The 15,165-nt window shown below is 36.4% G+C and carries 16 protein-coding genes; 10 read left to right on the top strand and 6 right to left on the bottom strand.

From position 1 onward, the window contains the following. Positions 1 to 28: 28 nt before the first annotated feature. Positions 29 to 427 (bottom strand): DUF423 domain-containing protein, encoded by a 399-nt coding sequence (locus AEQSU_RS07050; RefSeq protein ID WP_014782174.1) that lies wholly within the window; start codon positions 425 to 427, stop codon positions 29 to 31. 72 nt (positions 428 to 499) lie between these two features. Here AEQSU_RS07050 and AEQSU_RS07045 point away from each other — a divergent pair, with 72 nt between their 5' ends. Both AEQSU_RS07045 and AEQSU_RS07040 read left to right on the top strand, forming a co-directional pair. Beyond that, positions 500 to 1,870: a saccharopine dehydrogenase family protein gene (locus AEQSU_RS07045; RefSeq protein ID WP_014782173.1), complete on the top strand. Its 1,371-nt coding sequence runs from the start codon at positions 500 to 502 to the stop codon at positions 1,868 to 1,870. Next, positions 1,839 to 2,975, top strand: coding sequence for a T9SS type A sorting domain-containing protein (locus AEQSU_RS07040; RefSeq protein WP_042491749.1), 1,137 nt, complete (start codon positions 1,839 to 1,841; stop codon positions 2,973 to 2,975). Before AEQSU_RS07045 ends, AEQSU_RS07040 begins: the two co-directional genes overlap by 32 nt. Before the next feature lie 88 nt (positions 2,976 to 3,063). Here the strand turns inward: AEQSU_RS07040 and AEQSU_RS07035 are convergent, their stop codons facing one another. From AEQSU_RS07035 to AEQSU_RS07025, 3 genes are all read right to left on the bottom strand, one after another. Further along, entirely contained in the window at positions 3,064 to 3,759 is a 696-nt protein-coding gene (locus AEQSU_RS07035; RefSeq protein ID WP_014782171.1) for a zinc metallopeptidase, read from the bottom strand. 131 nt (positions 3,760 to 3,890) lie between these two features. Next, the gene (locus tag AEQSU_RS07030) at positions 3,891 to 6,953 is read right to left on the bottom strand and encodes a leucine--tRNA ligase (protein WP_042491747.1); all 3,063 of its coding nucleotides are present in this window, start codon (positions 6,951 to 6,953) and stop codon (positions 3,891 to 3,893) included. A gap of 98 nt (positions 6,954 to 7,051) precedes the next feature. Continuing rightward, positions 7,052 to 7,894 carry a UbiA family prenyltransferase gene (locus AEQSU_RS07025; RefSeq protein WP_342626285.1) on the bottom strand — a complete coding sequence of 281 codons (843 nt, stop codon included), beginning with the start codon at positions 7,892 to 7,894 and terminating at the stop codon, positions 7,052 to 7,054. A 150-nt stretch (positions 7,895 to 8,044) separates the two neighbouring features. Here AEQSU_RS07025 and AEQSU_RS07020 point away from each other — a divergent pair, with 150 nt between their 5' ends. From AEQSU_RS07020 to AEQSU_RS06985, 8 genes are all read left to right on the top strand, one after another. Then, a complete protein-coding gene (locus AEQSU_RS07020) occupies positions 8,045 to 8,923 on the top strand; it encodes a cell division protein FtsX (RefSeq protein WP_014782168.1) in 879 nt (292 codons plus the stop codon). A 52-nt stretch (positions 8,924 to 8,975) separates the two neighbouring features. After that, on the top strand, positions 8,976 to 9,239 hold the full coding sequence (locus AEQSU_RS07015) for a DUF3098 domain-containing protein (RefSeq protein WP_014782167.1): 264 nt from the start codon (positions 8,976 to 8,978) through the stop codon (positions 9,237 to 9,239). Continuing rightward, the gene (locus tag AEQSU_RS07010; protein ID WP_014782166.1) at positions 9,239 to 10,024 is read left to right on the top strand and encodes an undecaprenyl-diphosphate phosphatase; all 786 of its coding nucleotides are present in this window, start codon (positions 9,239 to 9,241) and stop codon (positions 10,022 to 10,024) included. Before AEQSU_RS07015 ends, AEQSU_RS07010 begins: the two co-directional genes overlap by 1 nt. Before the next feature lie 42 nt (positions 10,025 to 10,066). Further along, positions 10,067 to 10,354 carry a nucleotidyltransferase family protein gene (locus tag AEQSU_RS07005; protein WP_014782165.1) on the top strand — a complete coding sequence of 96 codons (288 nt, stop codon included), beginning with the start codon at positions 10,067 to 10,069 and terminating at the stop codon, positions 10,352 to 10,354. After that, a complete protein-coding gene (locus tag AEQSU_RS07000) occupies positions 10,344 to 10,688 on the top strand; it encodes a HepT-like ribonuclease domain-containing protein (RefSeq protein ID WP_014782164.1) in 345 nt (114 codons plus the stop codon). Before AEQSU_RS07005 ends, AEQSU_RS07000 begins: the two co-directional genes overlap by 11 nt. Next, entirely contained in the window at positions 10,678 to 11,382 is a 705-nt protein-coding gene (truB, locus tag AEQSU_RS06995; RefSeq protein ID WP_014782163.1) for a tRNA pseudouridine(55) synthase TruB, read from the top strand. Before AEQSU_RS07000 ends, truB begins: the two co-directional genes overlap by 11 nt. Positions 11,383 to 11,531: 149 nt before the next feature. Then, positions 11,532 to 12,179 (top strand): energy transducer TonB, encoded by a 648-nt coding sequence (locus AEQSU_RS06990; protein ID WP_157429258.1) that lies wholly within the window; start codon positions 11,532 to 11,534, stop codon positions 12,177 to 12,179. Positions 12,180 to 12,246: 67 nt separating this feature from the next. Further along, the gene (locus AEQSU_RS06985; protein ID WP_014782161.1) at positions 12,247 to 12,816 is read left to right on the top strand and encodes a DNA-3-methyladenine glycosylase I; all 570 of its coding nucleotides are present in this window, start codon (positions 12,247 to 12,249) and stop codon (positions 12,814 to 12,816) included. Between the two features lie 6 nt (positions 12,817 to 12,822). Here AEQSU_RS06985 and AEQSU_RS06980 read toward each other — a convergent pair whose 3' ends face one another. Together AEQSU_RS06980 and AEQSU_RS06975 are read right to left on the bottom strand one after the other, a co-directional pair. Then, positions 12,823 to 13,152 carry a hypothetical protein gene (locus AEQSU_RS06980; protein ID WP_014782160.1) on the bottom strand — a complete coding sequence of 110 codons (330 nt, stop codon included), beginning with the start codon at positions 13,150 to 13,152 and terminating at the stop codon, positions 12,823 to 12,825. A gap of 179 nt (positions 13,153 to 13,331) precedes the next feature. Next, complete coding sequence (locus AEQSU_RS06975; protein ID WP_042491745.1) at positions 13,332 to 15,080, bottom strand: agmatine deiminase family protein; 1,749 nt, start codon at positions 15,078 to 15,080, stop codon at positions 13,332 to 13,334. Positions 15,081 to 15,165: the final 85 nt, after the last annotated feature.

Here is a 15,165-nt window from a genome sequence, read left to right as displayed (position 1 = left end):
TCTACAGACTTCGGAATTTAAAAAATAATTATCGCTTCTTTAACGTTAAAATTCCATAAGCAAGTAAAATCCAGCCTATTATAAATAACAAACCTCCCAAAGGAGTCACAAAACCTATTACCGAAGTTTCAAAAGGAATGATGGAATCCAGGGAAAGCAAATAAATGGAGCCTGAAAAAAACAAAATACCAACCAGAAAAAACGAAAAAACCTTTTTCTTTGAGATATTTGGAATTGAAGGCGCAAGGCCTAATATTAAAATTGCCAAGCCATGATACATTTGGTACCGAACACCAACTTCAAAGGTATTAAGAGCGGAAGCGTCCAATAATTCTTTCAAACCATGTGCTCCAAATGCCCCAATTGCTATCGTGATAGCCATAATAATTGCACCAGTTGCCGCTATATTTTTATCTAAAACCGTCATTTTTACAATGTATAATTAGTAATTTCGTTTTTTTTCAAAATAATGCTGCAAAGTTAACAAAAAACTCCCCTAATGAGAAACATATTGATTATCGGTGCCGGTAGGTCTGCTTCCAGTCTAATCCGCTATTTACTAGACAAAAGCGAGGAAGAGCAACTTTTTATAACTATTGGGGATCTATCCATAAAAGCTGCTCAAAAATTTACTCAAAACCATCCAAATGCCTGTGGCGTATTGCTCGATGTTTTTAACAAAACGCAACGAAAAGAAGCAGTTAAAAACAGTGATTTGGTAATTTCGATGCTTCCTGCACGCTATCATATTGAAGTAGCAAGGGATTGTATTGAGTTCGGAAAACATATGGTAACCGCCTCATATATAAGCAAAGAAATGCAAGCGCTAAACCCAAAAGCTGAAGCCAAAGGATTAATTTTTATGAATGAAATAGGCCTGGATCCTGGAGTAGACCATATGAGTGCGATGCAAATTATAGATAGAATTCGCGCCAAAGGAGGAAAAATGCTTCTTTTTGAATCTTTCTGCGGCGGTTTAATTGCTCCAGAAAGTGATAATAATCTTTGGAATTATAAATTTACTTGGAATCCAAGAAACGTAGTCTTGGCGGGACAAGGAGGCGCTGCGGAATTTATACAGGAAGGAAAATTCAAGTACATCCCGTACCACCGACTTTTCCGAAGAACTGAATTCGTCAACATTGAAGGTTATGGAAAATTTGAAGTATTAGCCAATAGAAATTCCCTTCAATACCAATCTATTTACGGGCTTGATAATATTCTTACCCTATATCGCGGAACCATAAGAAGAGTAGGTTTCAGTAAGGCTTGGAATATGTTTGTTCAACTTGGAATGACTGATGACACTTATACCATTCCAGATTCTGAAAACTTGACCTATCGTGAATTTGTAAACTTGTTTTTGGCCTATTCCCCAACAGATTCTGTGGAGTTAAAACTTCGTTATGCGCTCAGAATAGATCAAGACGATTTAATGTGGGAAAAGCTGTTGGATTTGGATATTTTCAATAAAGAAAAAACCATTGGCATTAAAAACGCAACTCCTGCAATGGCGCTTCAAAAAATACTTGAAGAAAAATGGACTTTAGCAGAAGATGATAAAGATATGATTGTAATGTATCACAAATTTGGCTACGAATTGGACGGAAAACAACACCAAATAGACAGCCATATGGCGCTAATTGGAGAAGACCAAACCCATACCGCAATGGCCAAAACCGTTGGACTTCCTGTTGCAATTGCAGCCCTCAAAATTTTAAATGAAGAAATAACCACGCCTGGAGTTCAGCTTCCAATTGCAAAAGAAGTTTATGAACCTATTTTAAAAGAACTTGCTGAAAACGGAATTATTTTTCACGAAGAAGAAGTGAAATACATTGGGTATAATCCTGATAACATACATCTATAATAGAATATTAAATATGAAGAAAATATCATTACTATTCTTTACAATTCTGATTGCGCATTCTAGTTTCTCTCAGACAAATGGCGCTACAAAAAAGGTTGTCTTAGAACAGTTCAATGGAGCGTGGAATGGTTACTGTCCAGATTCAGATTTTATAATGGAAAACATTCTTACGCAATACCCAGATGATGTAATTGGCATCTCTATACATAGTCTTGATGGAATGGCATACAACAATGAAATTGAATCTGAATTCTCTATTGGCGCCACCCCAGTTGGAATGGTAGATAGGAAAAAATTTACTGGTGAATCTAATGAGATAGTAAATCGTATTGATTGGGAGAATTATGTAGTAGAACAATTGACCAGTTATACACCTGCAGAAGTTAACCTTACAATTAGTTATGATTCCGCAACACGAACAATTACAGGTACAATAACAGCAGAATTCATTGATGCTGCTAATGGAGATATGCGCTTTGTGATGAGCGTAGTAGAAGACGACGTTATTGGATCTGGATCTGATTTCGATCAAACAAACTATTATAATAATATTCCAGGACATCCTTTTGAAGGATCAGGAAATCCGATTGTTGGATACAAACACAGTAATGTTTTACGCGCAAACTTGCCAGGTGTCTATGGAAATGAAGGAATCATTCCATCATCCGTTGAGGCGGGATCAATATATTCTGAAACCTTTACATATATACTTCCTGCCAACTATGATGAAACCAAAATTTCAGTAGTTGGATTTTTAGCTTTCAGTGTTCCTGAAGTAGGACAGCGTAAAATTTTAAATGCAGATCAGAAGTTGTTATCGGAAGTTTTATCAATAAAAAAAGAAAGTTTGTTTGGCTCACTATCCATTTCACCGAACCCAACAAATGATCAATTTACACTAAATTTAAGCTTAAGAGAAACTATAACAGCCGATATTATAATGTATAATATATTCGGTCAGGAGGTGAAAAAAATAGCTTCGGGTACCTTTACTATGGGAAATCAAGCAATACATGTTTCTGTAGAAAACTTATCAAAAGGAATCTATTACGTTACAACTCGAACCAGTGATGATACACTAACAAAGAAACTGGTAGTTAAATAGAAAACCCACGAAAATTCATGGGTTTTGTTTTGTTCAAAAATTCGATAATCATAAATTTAATCCCGAAAGCTATCAGGACGTTAATCTTCTATCTCCTTCCCATAAAAATAGAGATGAAGTATAATAAGGTAGCCAGCGAACCAATTGCTGCAACCACATAAGTTCTAGCTGCCCATTTTAAAGCATCTTTTGCACCTTCGTGTTCTTGCGGAGTTACCATTTTACTGCTTTCCAACCAAGCTAATGCACGGTTACTAGCATCATATTCTACTGGTAAGGTGATAAACGCGAAAACTGTTGTAGCTGCAAAAAGTAGAATTCCTATGAAAAATATTGTATTCCCTAAAACCCCCATAATGTTCATAGCAGTCATTATTAAACCAGCCATAATTACAAAGTTGGATAATTTACTGGCTATTCCTACCGCAGGCACAATCGCAGAACGCATTTTCAGCCAACTGTAAGCTGTGGCGTGTTGCACTGCGTGACCACATTCGTGAGCTGCAACAGCAGCAGCAGCGGCGTTACGCTGCATATATACCGCTTCACTTAAGTTTACGGTTTTATCTGCTGGGTTGTAATGATCGGTTAATTGACCAGCTACGGAAACCACTTTTACATCGGTAATTCCGCTGTCTGCTAGCATTTTTTCAGCTATTTCCTTTCCACTCATTCCATTTTGAAGGTGAACTTGGCTGTACTTTTTGAATTTGCTTTTCAGTGTGTTGCTTACTAACCAACTTACTAAGAAAATGAGGCCTGCAATTATATAATATCCAAACATAGTTTTTGTTTTTTAAAGTTTATTGTTTCTCTCCGTGTCCTCTGTGCCTCTGAGGTAAACTTAACTCACCACAGAGACTCAGAGGACACAAAGGTTCTTCAGTTACAATATAGCAAATAACGTGCAAATTTTTAACCCACGATATTTACAATTTTTCCGGGAACGATTATAACCTTTTTAGGAGTGCGACCTTCCAAATAATGGGCAGTTTTCTCGTGTGACATTACGGCAGATTCTATTTCATCTTTGGTTAAATCGAGCGGTAATTCCAGCGTATAACGCATTTTTCCGTTGAAGGAAATTGGATATTCCTTGCTGCTTTCAACCAAAAATTTCTGTTCAAATTTTGGGAAAGGTGCTGTAGAAATACTTTCTGAATGACCCAACTTCTCCCAAAGTTCCTCTGCAATATGTGGTGCATAAGGTGAAATAAGAATTGCCAAAGGCTCCAAAACTTCTCGCGAGTTACATTTTTCTGCTGAGAGCTCGTTTACCGCAATCATAAAAGATGAAACTGAAGTATTGAAACTGAAATTCTCAATATCCTCCTGAACTTTTTTTATGGTTTTATGGAGTGTTTTCAAACCATCTTTTGAAGCTGTTTCGCCCGAGACATAAAAACTTTCGTTCTCCCCTGAATGATACAGTTTCCAAAGTTTTTTAAGGAAACCGTGAACTCCTGTAATTCCAGCCGTGTTCCAAGGTTTTGCTTGTTCCAGCGGACCGAGGAACATTTCGTACAATCTTAAAGTATCGGCGCCGTATTGTTCACAAATATCGTCTGGACTTACCACGTTGTATTTGGATTTGGACATTTTTTCTACTTCTCTTGAAACTTCTATTTTCCCGTCATTATTCAAAAATAAAGAATTTGAATCTAGTTCTCCTTGATAGAATTTAGCAAAACTCTCAAGAATTATTTGATTTTTTAAATCAACATCACTAACAGGAACGTGAATTTTAGTTGTAGTAAAGGAAATTTTATTCGAATCAAAACCAGTTTCCTTAAAATAATATTCTAAATCTTTTAAATCAAATACATCACTAAGATTATATTTTTCTCCCGCAATTGCATCGAATACTTTTTTCCCGTGAAGTAAATTCCAAGAAACTAATCTTCCAGTGAAATCAATATTAAAAAGATTGTCAAATATCTCATCCAATCTTTCAAATTCTTCATCTGAAACATCTTTGTAATTATAATAACCTTGATTTATTCTATGCGCAAAAGCACTCTCTCCCAAAATCATTCCTTGGTTTATCAGCTTTTTAAAAGGTTCTTCTACGGGAACCAATCCGCGATCGTGCATAAATTTAACCCAAAAACGGCTATATAATAAATGGCCGGTTGCGTGCTCGCTTCCTCCAATATAAAGGTCAACATCTTGCCAATAGTTCAATGCTTCTTTTGAAGCGAAAACTTCGTTGCGCTTTTCACTTTCCATATATCTAAAAAAGTACCAACTACTTCCCGCCCAACCTGGCATGGTGTTTAATTCCAAAGGAAAAACGGTTTCGTTGTCAATCAACTTACAACTGACAACCGACAACTTTTCAACATCCCAACCCCAATCTTCAGCTCGTCCCAACGGCGGTTCGCCTTCTTCCGTAGGTAAATATTTTTTAACATCGGGAAGTCGCAATGGCAAACATTCGGTTGGAATTGTGTGCGGCATTCCGTCTTTATAATAAATCGGAAACGGCTCACCCCAATAACGTTGACGGCTAAAAACAGCATCGCGTAAACGGTAATTTATTTTGCCTTCACCAACGCCTTTTTCTTCCAAAGCGGTAATTATTTTTTCGGTGGCTTCAGTATAATTTAAATCATTTAAAAAGTCGCTGTTGGTGATGATTGTATTATCCTTATCTGAATAAGCTTCTTCAGAAATGTCCGCATCCTTAAAAATATTTGGAATTGGCAGATTGAAATGTTTTGCAAAATCATAATCGCGCTGATCGCCACAGGGAACACTCATCACTGCGCCTGTTCCATAGCCTGCCAAAACGTAATCGCCAATCCAAATAGGAAGTTTTTCACCTGAAAAAGGATGCTCTGCATACGCGCCCGTGAAAACGCCAGAAATAGTTTTTACATCTGCCATTCGTTCGCGTTCGCTGCGTTTTGCAGTTGCTTCCACGTAGTTTTCAACTGCTTCTTTTTGTTCGGAAGTTGTAATTTTTGAAACCAAATCGTGTTCTGGTGCCAAAACCATAAAGCTAACGCCAAAAATTGTGTCTGGCCTAGTTGTAAATACTGGAATCTTGAATCTTGAATCTTGAATCTTGAATTCCACAGTCGCCCCTTTTGAACGTCCAATCCAGTTGGTTTGTGAATCTTTCAACGGTTGCGGCCAGTCAATTTTATCGAGTCCATCAAGTAAGCGCTGGGCGTAAGCAGTAATTCGCATACTCCACTGCTTCATCTTTTTGCGGATTACTGGATAACCGCCGCGTTCGGAAACACCGTTCACTATTTCGTCATTTGCCAAAACGGTACCTAATTGCGGACACCAGTTTACTTCGGTTTCGGCTAAATAGGTTAATCTATATTTTAAAAGAATTTCTTGTTTTTTGGTTTCTGAAAAATCACGCCATTGTTGCGCTGTAAAGCTTTCAATTTCATCATCGCATATTGCATTTACCTCAGTATTTCCTTCCGAAGAAAAAATAGTTAGCAATTCTTCAATAGACCGCGCTTTATCAGCATCTGCATCGTACCAACTTTCAAAAAGTTGAATAAAAATCCACTGCGTCCATTTGTAATATTCAGGATTTGAAGTTCGCACTTCGCGACTCCAATCAAAAGAAAAACCTATTCTATCCAACTGTTTGCGATAGCCTTCAATTTCGTTTCCGTTTTTATCTACGCCTCCTTCAATATTCACTTTTGTGGTTTCAGCAGGATGTTGACCAGTTTGAATTGCATATTGTTCCGCCGGAAGTCCGAAGGAATCATAACCCATTGGATGCAAAACGTTGAAACCTTGATGGCGTTTAAATCGTGCATAAACATCACTGGCAATATAGCCTAACGGATGCCCAACGTGCAAGCCCGCACCCGAAGGATAGGGAAACATATCCAAAACGTAATATTTTGGTTTTTCACTATGATTTTCGGCTTTAAACGTATGGTTTTCGGCCCAATGTTTTTGCCACTTTGCTTCTAATTCGTTGAAGTGATATTTGCTCATTATAAGTATTTCAGGTAAAAAAGGACATTCCTTCGCCAAGGCTTTGGAACACGAGGGCAAATTTAAGGTTTATTAGAAGAAGTAAAAACCTTAATAATTTAAAAATTTGGTTGCAACAGGTTTCCGGAATAAAGTACCCAAATCATAGAAAGAATTGCGGAAATATTGATTGCTATTCCGAAGATTTTCATTTGTCTCACCGTGTAGGGTTTGGCTTTGAAAAAAACGAAGATATCTAAAATCAGCCAGATTGAGAATGCGGCCAAAAATCCAGAAAGCACCCAATCATCAAACCAAAATTTTAAAATATAGACTTCAAACAAAAGCAGAAAAAGCATCAAAAACTTTGCTTTTTTTCTACCTATTAATACTGCTGTTGTTTTCTTTTCAGATAAGATATCTGGTTCAATATCCATGATCTCCCCAGCTATATGTGCCTGAAATGCAAAGAATGTGAGATAAAGAAATGTTTGCCACGGAAGCATATACAAATCATTAAGAACAATGCTGAAAAGCGCGATAAAAACATAACCCACCTGAACTAATATTTCAAAAGGCGGTCTTTCCTTTATGCGGAAAGGTTTGTAATTGTAGATTATATTTACAACAATCATAAACATAAGAATAATGAAGAGATTGCTGCCACCAACATATGAAAAGTATGCTATGAAAGGAATAATTATATAACTAATATGCCAAGGAACATTTGTTAGTTCCTCTTTGCTAAATTTAGCGCCAAAAAGATAGTTTCCTTTTCTTGGGTTTAGGGAATCTGCTTTTCCATCTGTATAATCATTCAATCCATACACCAGAAAATTCAAGGGGAAAGTGACAAAGAGAAGGCCAACCCAAAAAAGTGGTTTTTCCCAAAAATTTGCAGAAAGGCCAAAGGGCACTAAATAAATCCAAACCGTAGGAAACCAAAGCCCTGGTCGGGAAATTTTAAGAGACTTTAGCAGATTTTTTATGATTATCGTAAAATTTAAGAAGTTCCAAATTTAATCTTATTATAACAAATTGGAAACTTTTGGCGTTGTTTAACACAAGATGCAAAATTACTTGTATTTTTACCGCAAAATTCTCCAATTCCTATGAGTTCTTCTTTTGAAAAATATCAAAAACGCAGGTTGATTTCTTCCTATTTTTCCGTAGTTATCAGTATTTCACTAGTGCTTTTTCTGTTGGGATTGTTGGGATTGCTTGTGCTGAATTCAAAAAAAGTTGCAGATTATTTTAAGGAACAAATTGCAATAACCGTTTTTCTGAAAGATAGCGCGAAAGAGGTTGAAACCACTCAATTGAAGCAAAGTTTAGCTTTGGCAGAATATACAAAATCCGCAACTTTTGTTTCCAAAGAAGAAGCTGCAAAGGAGCATCAGGAAACTTTAGGCGAAAATTTTATTGAATATTTAGGCGAAAACCCACTTCAGAATAGCATTGACGTTTACATTTTGGCAGATTACGTTACTCCAGAAAAAATGGAGGAAATAACCAACGAGCTGAAAAGCAAGAATTTTGTGGACGATGTGATTTATGACAAACCCTTGATTGCACAGCTTAATGAAAATGTGAAACGCATCAGTTTTTGGGTTTTAGTAATCAGCGGAATCTTTACATTTATCGCAGTATTGCTTATAAACAGTAGTATTAGACTGTCTATTTACTCAAAACGATTTACCATAAAAACAATGCAAATGGTGGGTGCGACTAAGAAATTTATTCGCCAACCTTTTGTTTGGAAAAGTGTTCGGTTAGGAATTGTTGGAGCCGTCGTGGCAATGGTTGGGATGGCGGTGGTGCTTTATTACCTCAACCAAAGTTTTCCTCAGTTGCAATTATTAGGAGATCCAGTACTGCTATCAGTGCTTTTTATATTTATATTTTTAATGGGCGTTATAATAACTTGGATTAGTACTTTTATAGCAACACAAAGGTTTTTGAATTTAAGAACGGACGATTTGTATTATTAGTGGAGAATGAAAACTAGAAACTTTGAACTAGAAACCTGAAACAATTTTTATAATGGGAGAAAAGAAACGAAAAGAAGAAACTACTGCAAAGTTTATTTTTGAAAGAAAAAACTACAAGTTCATGCTAATTGGCGTGGCGTTTATTGTTTTGGGCTTTATACTAATGACTGGCGGTGGCAGTGACGACCCAACCATTTTTAATCCTGAAATTTACAATTGGAGAAGAATACGTTTAGCTCCAGCAATGGTGCTTTTAGGCTTTGCGATTGAAGTGTATGCCATTTTATTGAAACCCGATAGTAAAGAAGAAAATTAGTGGATACATTACAAGCCGTAGTTCTTGCAATTATTGAAGGACTTACCGAATTTTTACCTGTTTCCTCAACGGGGCATATGATAATCGCTTCTTCCTTTTTCGGGATTGCAGGCGACGATTTTACCAAGCTTTTTACCATCGTTATCCAACTCGGAACCATTATGAGCGTTGTAGTTTTATACTTTAAGCGTTTTTTTCAAAGTATGGATTTCTATTACAAGCTTTTTGTGGCATTTCTTCCTGCTGTATTTCTAGGATTGCTTTTAAGTGATTTTATCGATAGTCTTTTGGAAAACCCAATAACCGTTGCGGTTTCGTTAATTATTGGCGGATTTATTCTGTTGAAAGTGGACGATTGGTTTGGAGATGGCGAGCAGACTGAAATTTCCTATTTAACTGCTTTAAAAATTGGTTTCTTTCAATGTTTGGCAATGATTCCAGGTGTTTCCCGAAGTGGCGCAAGCATTGTGGGAGGTATGAGCCAAAAACTCTCAAGAACTGTAGCTGCGGAATTTTCTTTCTTTTTAGCAATTCCAACAATGTTTGGAGCTACTGTAAAAAAGAGTTATGATTATTATGAAGCGGGTTTTCAGCTTTCTTCAGACCAAGTGAATCTGTTGATTATTGGGAATGTAGTTGGTTTTTTGGTGGCTTTAATTGCCATCAAATCTTTCATTTCATACCTCAGCAAAAACGGTTTTAAAATCTTCGGTTATTATCGTATTATTGCGGGAGTCGTTGTATTATTGATTCACTTTTTTATTCAGGAACTTACCGTTATTTAAAAATCTTCTGCAACACTTCATTTTCGTTATCTTTGTATCATTATGGATCCGAAAATCAATAAAATAATCATAGAAACGCTTCTGCCGTTTAACCCAAAACAGATTTGTGTTTTTGGGAGCTATGCGCGTGGTGAGATGAATGATGATAGTGATATTGATATTCTTGTAGATTTTCCAAGAGGAGTAACCTATTTAGATATGGGGGGTATATATATGGATTTATTTGAAAAAATAAACAGGAAGATTGATTTGGTTACCAAAGATGGCTTAAAGCCGATTTATAGACCTTTTATTGAAGAGGATTTAATCGAAATTTACAATGCAGCATAATAAAGATTTGACCTATCTAAAAAATATTGCAACTTATCTTCAAAAGATGCTCAAATTTTCTGATGGTTTAACTTTGGAAGAATTTAGAGAAAATGAAATGGCTTATGACGCTTGTGTTTTGAATTTTATTAATGTCGCAGAATCTTTCAAGCTTTTATCTTCTAGCTTTAAGCTTAAATATCCAACTATACCTTATCATAAAATTATGGGGCTGCGTAATATCGCTGCGCATACATATGAAGGATTAGACGCTACAATTTTATACGAAACGATAAAAAAAGACATTCCATTTCTTGCGGTTGAAATAAACAATATCCTCAAAAATGAACAATAAAAACCTTCAAGCCGAGGATTATAAAGAAGGTCAAGTACTATTGATAGACAAACCTTTGGAATGGACTTCCTTTCAAGCGGTGAATAAATTACGTTGGTTAATTCGGAAATCCTTCGACATAAAAAAAATAAAAGTTGGTCACGCTGGGACCTTAGATCCTTTGGCAACGGGACTTTTAATTATCTGCACAGGAAAATTCACAAAAAGAATAGACACTTTTCAAGCGCAGGAAAAAGAATATACTGGGAGTTTTACTTTGGGAGCAACAACGCCAAGTTATGATCTTGAAACCCAAATTGATCAAACCTTCGATGTTTCAGAAATCACTTCTGAAAAAATACACGAAGCTACAAAGCAATTTTTAGGCGAAATACAACAACAACCACCCGTTTTTTCGGCATTGAAAAAAGAAGGAAAACGACTTTATGAATATGCGAGGAGCGGTGAAGAAGTTGAAATTCCTTTCAGAACCGTAACCATTTCAGAATTTGAAATAACAAAGATCGAGCTTCCAAATATAGATTTCAGAGTGGTTTGTAGTAAAGGAACTTATATACGTTCATTAGCGAATGATTTTGGAAAAGCGTTGGACAATGGTGCCCATCTTTCGGCTTTACGAAGAACGCGAATTGGAGAATTCTCAGTAGAAAATGCTGTCGGTATTGAGGCCTTTGAAGCCTCGTTACCAAGTTAAAAAAACGCCAATACCTTCTTAATTTTCAGCGTTTTTGTGGAATTTTGCGCAAATTTTCGGTACTTGCATTCATGAATTTCAACTATTCATATAAAGCCTTTCTTATCACTTCGCTATTCACGGGGTGTTTGGTGCTATTTCTTTTCAGCATGAAGCTTTCTGGAGACAAAGAAGAAATTAATAATGAAGAAACCTATGATGTAGTAATGGCGCCAGAAGAATTGCTTCCAGAAGATTTAGAAATCGCCGCGCTTACTCCAGAAGTTGTAAAAGTTGAAACCAACCGAGCCTACAACGAAGCCGAAAAATTTATTTCTTCTGTAGAAAACGAAAACCAAGATAAAACTGAAACTACTGAAGGCAAACTTCAGGAAATGAATGATGCCTTGGAGAATTCAAAAAATGAAAATGGCAAAGGCACTTCGCTAACGAAAAAAGTTGAAAAGGAAAAGAAGGCACAGTTATCTAACTCCGAAAGTGGGAAAGATGCAGTTGCCGTTGTGAAAAGCGGGAACAGAAACACTACAATAAGTTACCAATTGGTAAACCGAAAAGATATGGATTTACCAAATCCCGTCTACACTTGTTACGGTTTTGGAAAGGTTGTTGTAAATATTGAGGTAAACAATCTCGGGAAAGTTGTAAAAAATTCATACAATAAAACAGCCTCTACAACTTCTAACGAATGCTTAATTGATGCGGCTTTGGAATATGCTGAAGCAGCTCGTTTTAATACCGATGCTTCAAAAGAAAAACAATTGGGGACCATTACATTTAACTTCCCAGGACAACAGTGAAAAAGTTTTCAGCATTCGTATGCTCGCGATTTATTGCGTGTCATCTCATTATCATTAAATTTAAAAAATGAATTTAGAAAAAATACGTTGTGGTTGGTGTGGAAATGATCCGCTTTATATGAAATATCACGACGAAGAATGGGGCGTTCCTGTGAAAGATGACAACACGTTTTTTGAATTTTTAGTTCTTGAAACATTTCAGGCGGGATTAAGTTGGATTACAATTCTTCGGAAGCGCGAAAATTTCAGAGAGGCTTTTGATAATTTCGATTATAAAAAAATTGCGAAATACGACCAATCAAAAATTGATACGTTGCTTCAAAATGAAGGAATTATTCGCAATAAACTAAAGGTTCATTCTGCAGTTACAAATGCTAAACTGTTTATGGAAATTCAGAAAGAGTTCGGTAGTTTCAGCAACTATATTTGGGGTTTTGTGAATAATAAACCCATTAAAAATGTCTGGAAAACACATACTGATGCGCCTGCAACAACTGTGGAAAGTGATGCTTTAAGCAAAGACTTAAAAAAACGAGGGTTTAAATTTGTTGGTAGCACCATTGTTTACGCCTTTATGCAAGCTACTGGACTAGTAAATGACCATATTGAAAGCTGTTTTCAGTATCACAAGGTGTAATTAATGTTAAGAACTCTTGTTCATTTTTCCAAAAGCAATTGCTTTTAATGTCTGCTCATATTGATGAGCAATTAATGGATCTGTGTTTTTTTCTATCGAATATAATTTCTGAAACCACGACAAAGCTTTTCCATATTCATTTTTGAAATAATACGCAGTAGCCAAATGTCTATAAATTAAAGCGGTGCCATAGCCTTCTTTAACTACTTGTTCGTAAACTCGAACAACGTCAATATCTTTGTTTACATCTGTTTTAAGTTGCTTAGATTGTGAATAGCAAATGGTAGAAATACTAGCAAATAGCAGTAGCGCAAATAGATTTTGCCTATTAATCATTGGGAATAGAGTTTTTAAGAATACTTACAATTAAAATAAAACTATATGTATTCAAGAGGTTTGTTGCCCAAAAAAACTAATAATCTTTAAATATATTGCCACAATCGAAACATTTAACAAAAACAAGTTCTTTTTTGAAGAAGAAAATGCTGTCTGCAATTTTTAAAACTATTTTAATTCTAAATCTTAATGACTTTTTTATGAACTTTTCCGAAGTCACCTTCAAAGGTAATAAGTAAGGTTCCTTGCCAATTTTGGTTTAAATCTAAGGTTATTATTCCATTACCGTTTTCAACATTGGCTTCATATAATTTTTGACCTAAAAGATTGTGAATTTCAACTTTCACTTCGCCTTGAATGGCATTCATATTAAAAGAAACTTTGCCAGTAGTTGGGTTTGGATAGGCCGCTGAAATATGGTTCTGCGCCCACTCGTCTGCTGAAAGTGTTTCAACTTGAATAGTCCAATATCCCGCTGGAGCTACGATGGGGCGAGTCAATTCTTTTCCGCTTATGGATTTTGCCCAAATATAATATTGAATGTTTCCTGAAATGTTTGGAATGGTTAAATCTGCCAACCAATAATCACTGTTGGATGGTGCCATGTCAATTTCGTTAAAGGTACTGTTGCCTTCTTCACGCCAAAAAACCTTTGCTTCCGTTATAAAGGATTTGTGTTTAATAAACGCCTCGATATGGACAGTGCTTCCCGCATTAGCCTCTTCAATAGGTTGATGAACAATCCAAAGCGGATCTGCAACGCCAATGGTGTGGGTTATACAATGAATTGCGCCTTTGGAATTAATTAAATTTTCACCTGGATTATCTACGTCTATTCCAACCACGTTATAACCAGGCAACATTTCCTGATATTGTGCCAAAGCCGGTGCATCAACTTCTGGACGATAGGTGGGAACCATAATCGTTTTGTTTACGAAAACTGCATTGCTATAAGTGTTGTAAGGGCCACCATTATCTGGATAGTTTCCGTTTGTGCTTGGCGGCGAGTCAATCCATTCTATTTTATAAGGCGTACCAAAAGGAGATTGAAAATTATTCAAAACATATTGAATATTCGCTTCAATCTGTGGTCCATCTGCTACACCAGTAGGATATTTGCTTACGAGAATGGTTTCTTCATCAAGCAATTTCATATGCATATCTATATGATGAATCTGGTCGTACGGAAGTGTGTTCATCTTCACAAAACGATTAATACCCATATACTCCTGCATAATTCCGTCTATTTGGGCTTCGGTCTTAACGCTTACGCCATAAGGATTTCCAGGAGCATTTTCGTTCAAAATTAATTTTGAAGCGAAAGCATTTCCCATACCGTCGCTCATATAATTTCCGCCAGTATTCACTAAATCATTTGTTCCGGAATTGGTTGTGTAAAGTGGAATACCCGCTTGCGCAGCGTGGGCTATTGGCATTACGTCATCATTTGGACGCGGACGATTGTAAATCCAATCCGTCAGTGCGAGGTCGCCCACATCGTTTGAATAGATCGTGTTTCCGGCGTAATCGCGAATCCAAATACTATCCCACGGAACATTTAAAAATGTAACGTTTGTTATATCAACACCATTGGATGTCAAATAATTTGAAACCGAAGCTTGGTTTTGTGTAGTAATTATCACTTTACATTCCTGAACGCCAGCTTGAACTATTTGTCTAAGAATTGTAGGGTATGCTGGGTTCCAAGTAATCAAAAGATATTCTACTTCTTCCCATTCTGCGGCAGCTCGAACGGGACCGGAAGGTGGCCCGGAAAGTCGCTGACTTGTAAACTGAAATTCCGAAACCAATGCTTTTTCGGATTCGGTTAAATTATGCGGTAGATTTGGTTTTTCCTGTGAAATAGCGAAGGCTGTCTGCAATGCCATCAATAATACCAAAAGGTATTTTGTGTAGTTGTTTTTCATCTGAATTGTGAATTGGGAAGTACGAAGATATGGTTTTAGTAGCTTCAACTATAATAACTTATAAAATATATTTTTCAAAGAAGCA

This window comes from Aequorivita sublithincola DSM 14238 (assembly GCF_000265385.1).
Lineage (GTDB): Bacteria > Bacteroidota > Bacteroidia > Flavobacteriales > Flavobacteriaceae > Aequorivita > Aequorivita sublithincola.
The sequence above is the reverse complement of the archived record's forward strand: the minus strand, read 5'-3'. Positions and strand labels throughout refer to the sequence as shown.

Coding starts and splice junctions, on each gene's coding strand:
- AEQSU_RS07005 (WP_014782165.1), top strand. CDS start 10,067: ATGGATCCGAAAATCAATAAAATAATCATAGAAACGCTTCTGCCGTTT.
- AEQSU_RS06985 (WP_014782161.1), top strand. CDS start 12,247: ATGAATTTAGAAAAAATACGTTGTGGTTGGTGTGGAAATGATCCGCTT.
- truB (WP_014782163.1), top strand. CDS start 10,678: ATGAACAATAAAAACCTTCAAGCCGAGGATTATAAAGAAGGTCAAGTA.
- AEQSU_RS07020 (WP_014782168.1), top strand. CDS start 8,045: ATGAGTTCTTCTTTTGAAAAATATCAAAAACGCAGGTTGATTTCTTCC.
- AEQSU_RS07030 (WP_042491747.1), bottom strand. CDS start 6,953: ATGAGCAAATATCACTTCAACGAATTAGAAGCAAAGTGGCAAAAACAT.
- AEQSU_RS06990 (WP_157429258.1), top strand. CDS start 11,532: ATGAAGCTTTCTGGAGACAAAGAAGAAATTAATAATGAAGAAACCTAT.
- AEQSU_RS06975 (WP_042491745.1), bottom strand. CDS start 15,080: ATGAAAAACAACTACACAAAATACCTTTTGGTATTATTGATGGCATTG.
- AEQSU_RS07050 (WP_014782174.1), bottom strand. CDS start 427: ATGACGGTTTTAGATAAAAATATAGCGGCAACTGGTGCAATTATTATG.
- AEQSU_RS07045 (WP_014782173.1), top strand. CDS start 500: ATGAGAAACATATTGATTATCGGTGCCGGTAGGTCTGCTTCCAGTCTA.
- AEQSU_RS06980 (WP_014782160.1), bottom strand. CDS start 13,152: ATGATTAATAGGCAAAATCTATTTGCGCTACTGCTATTTGCTAGTATT.
- AEQSU_RS07035 (WP_014782171.1), bottom strand. CDS start 3,759: ATGTTTGGATATTATATAATTGCAGGCCTCATTTTCTTAGTAAGTTGG.
- AEQSU_RS07015 (WP_014782167.1), top strand. CDS start 8,976: ATGGGAGAAAAGAAACGAAAAGAAGAAACTACTGCAAAGTTTATTTTT.
- AEQSU_RS07000 (WP_014782164.1), top strand. CDS start 10,344: ATGCAGCATAATAAAGATTTGACCTATCTAAAAAATATTGCAACTTAT.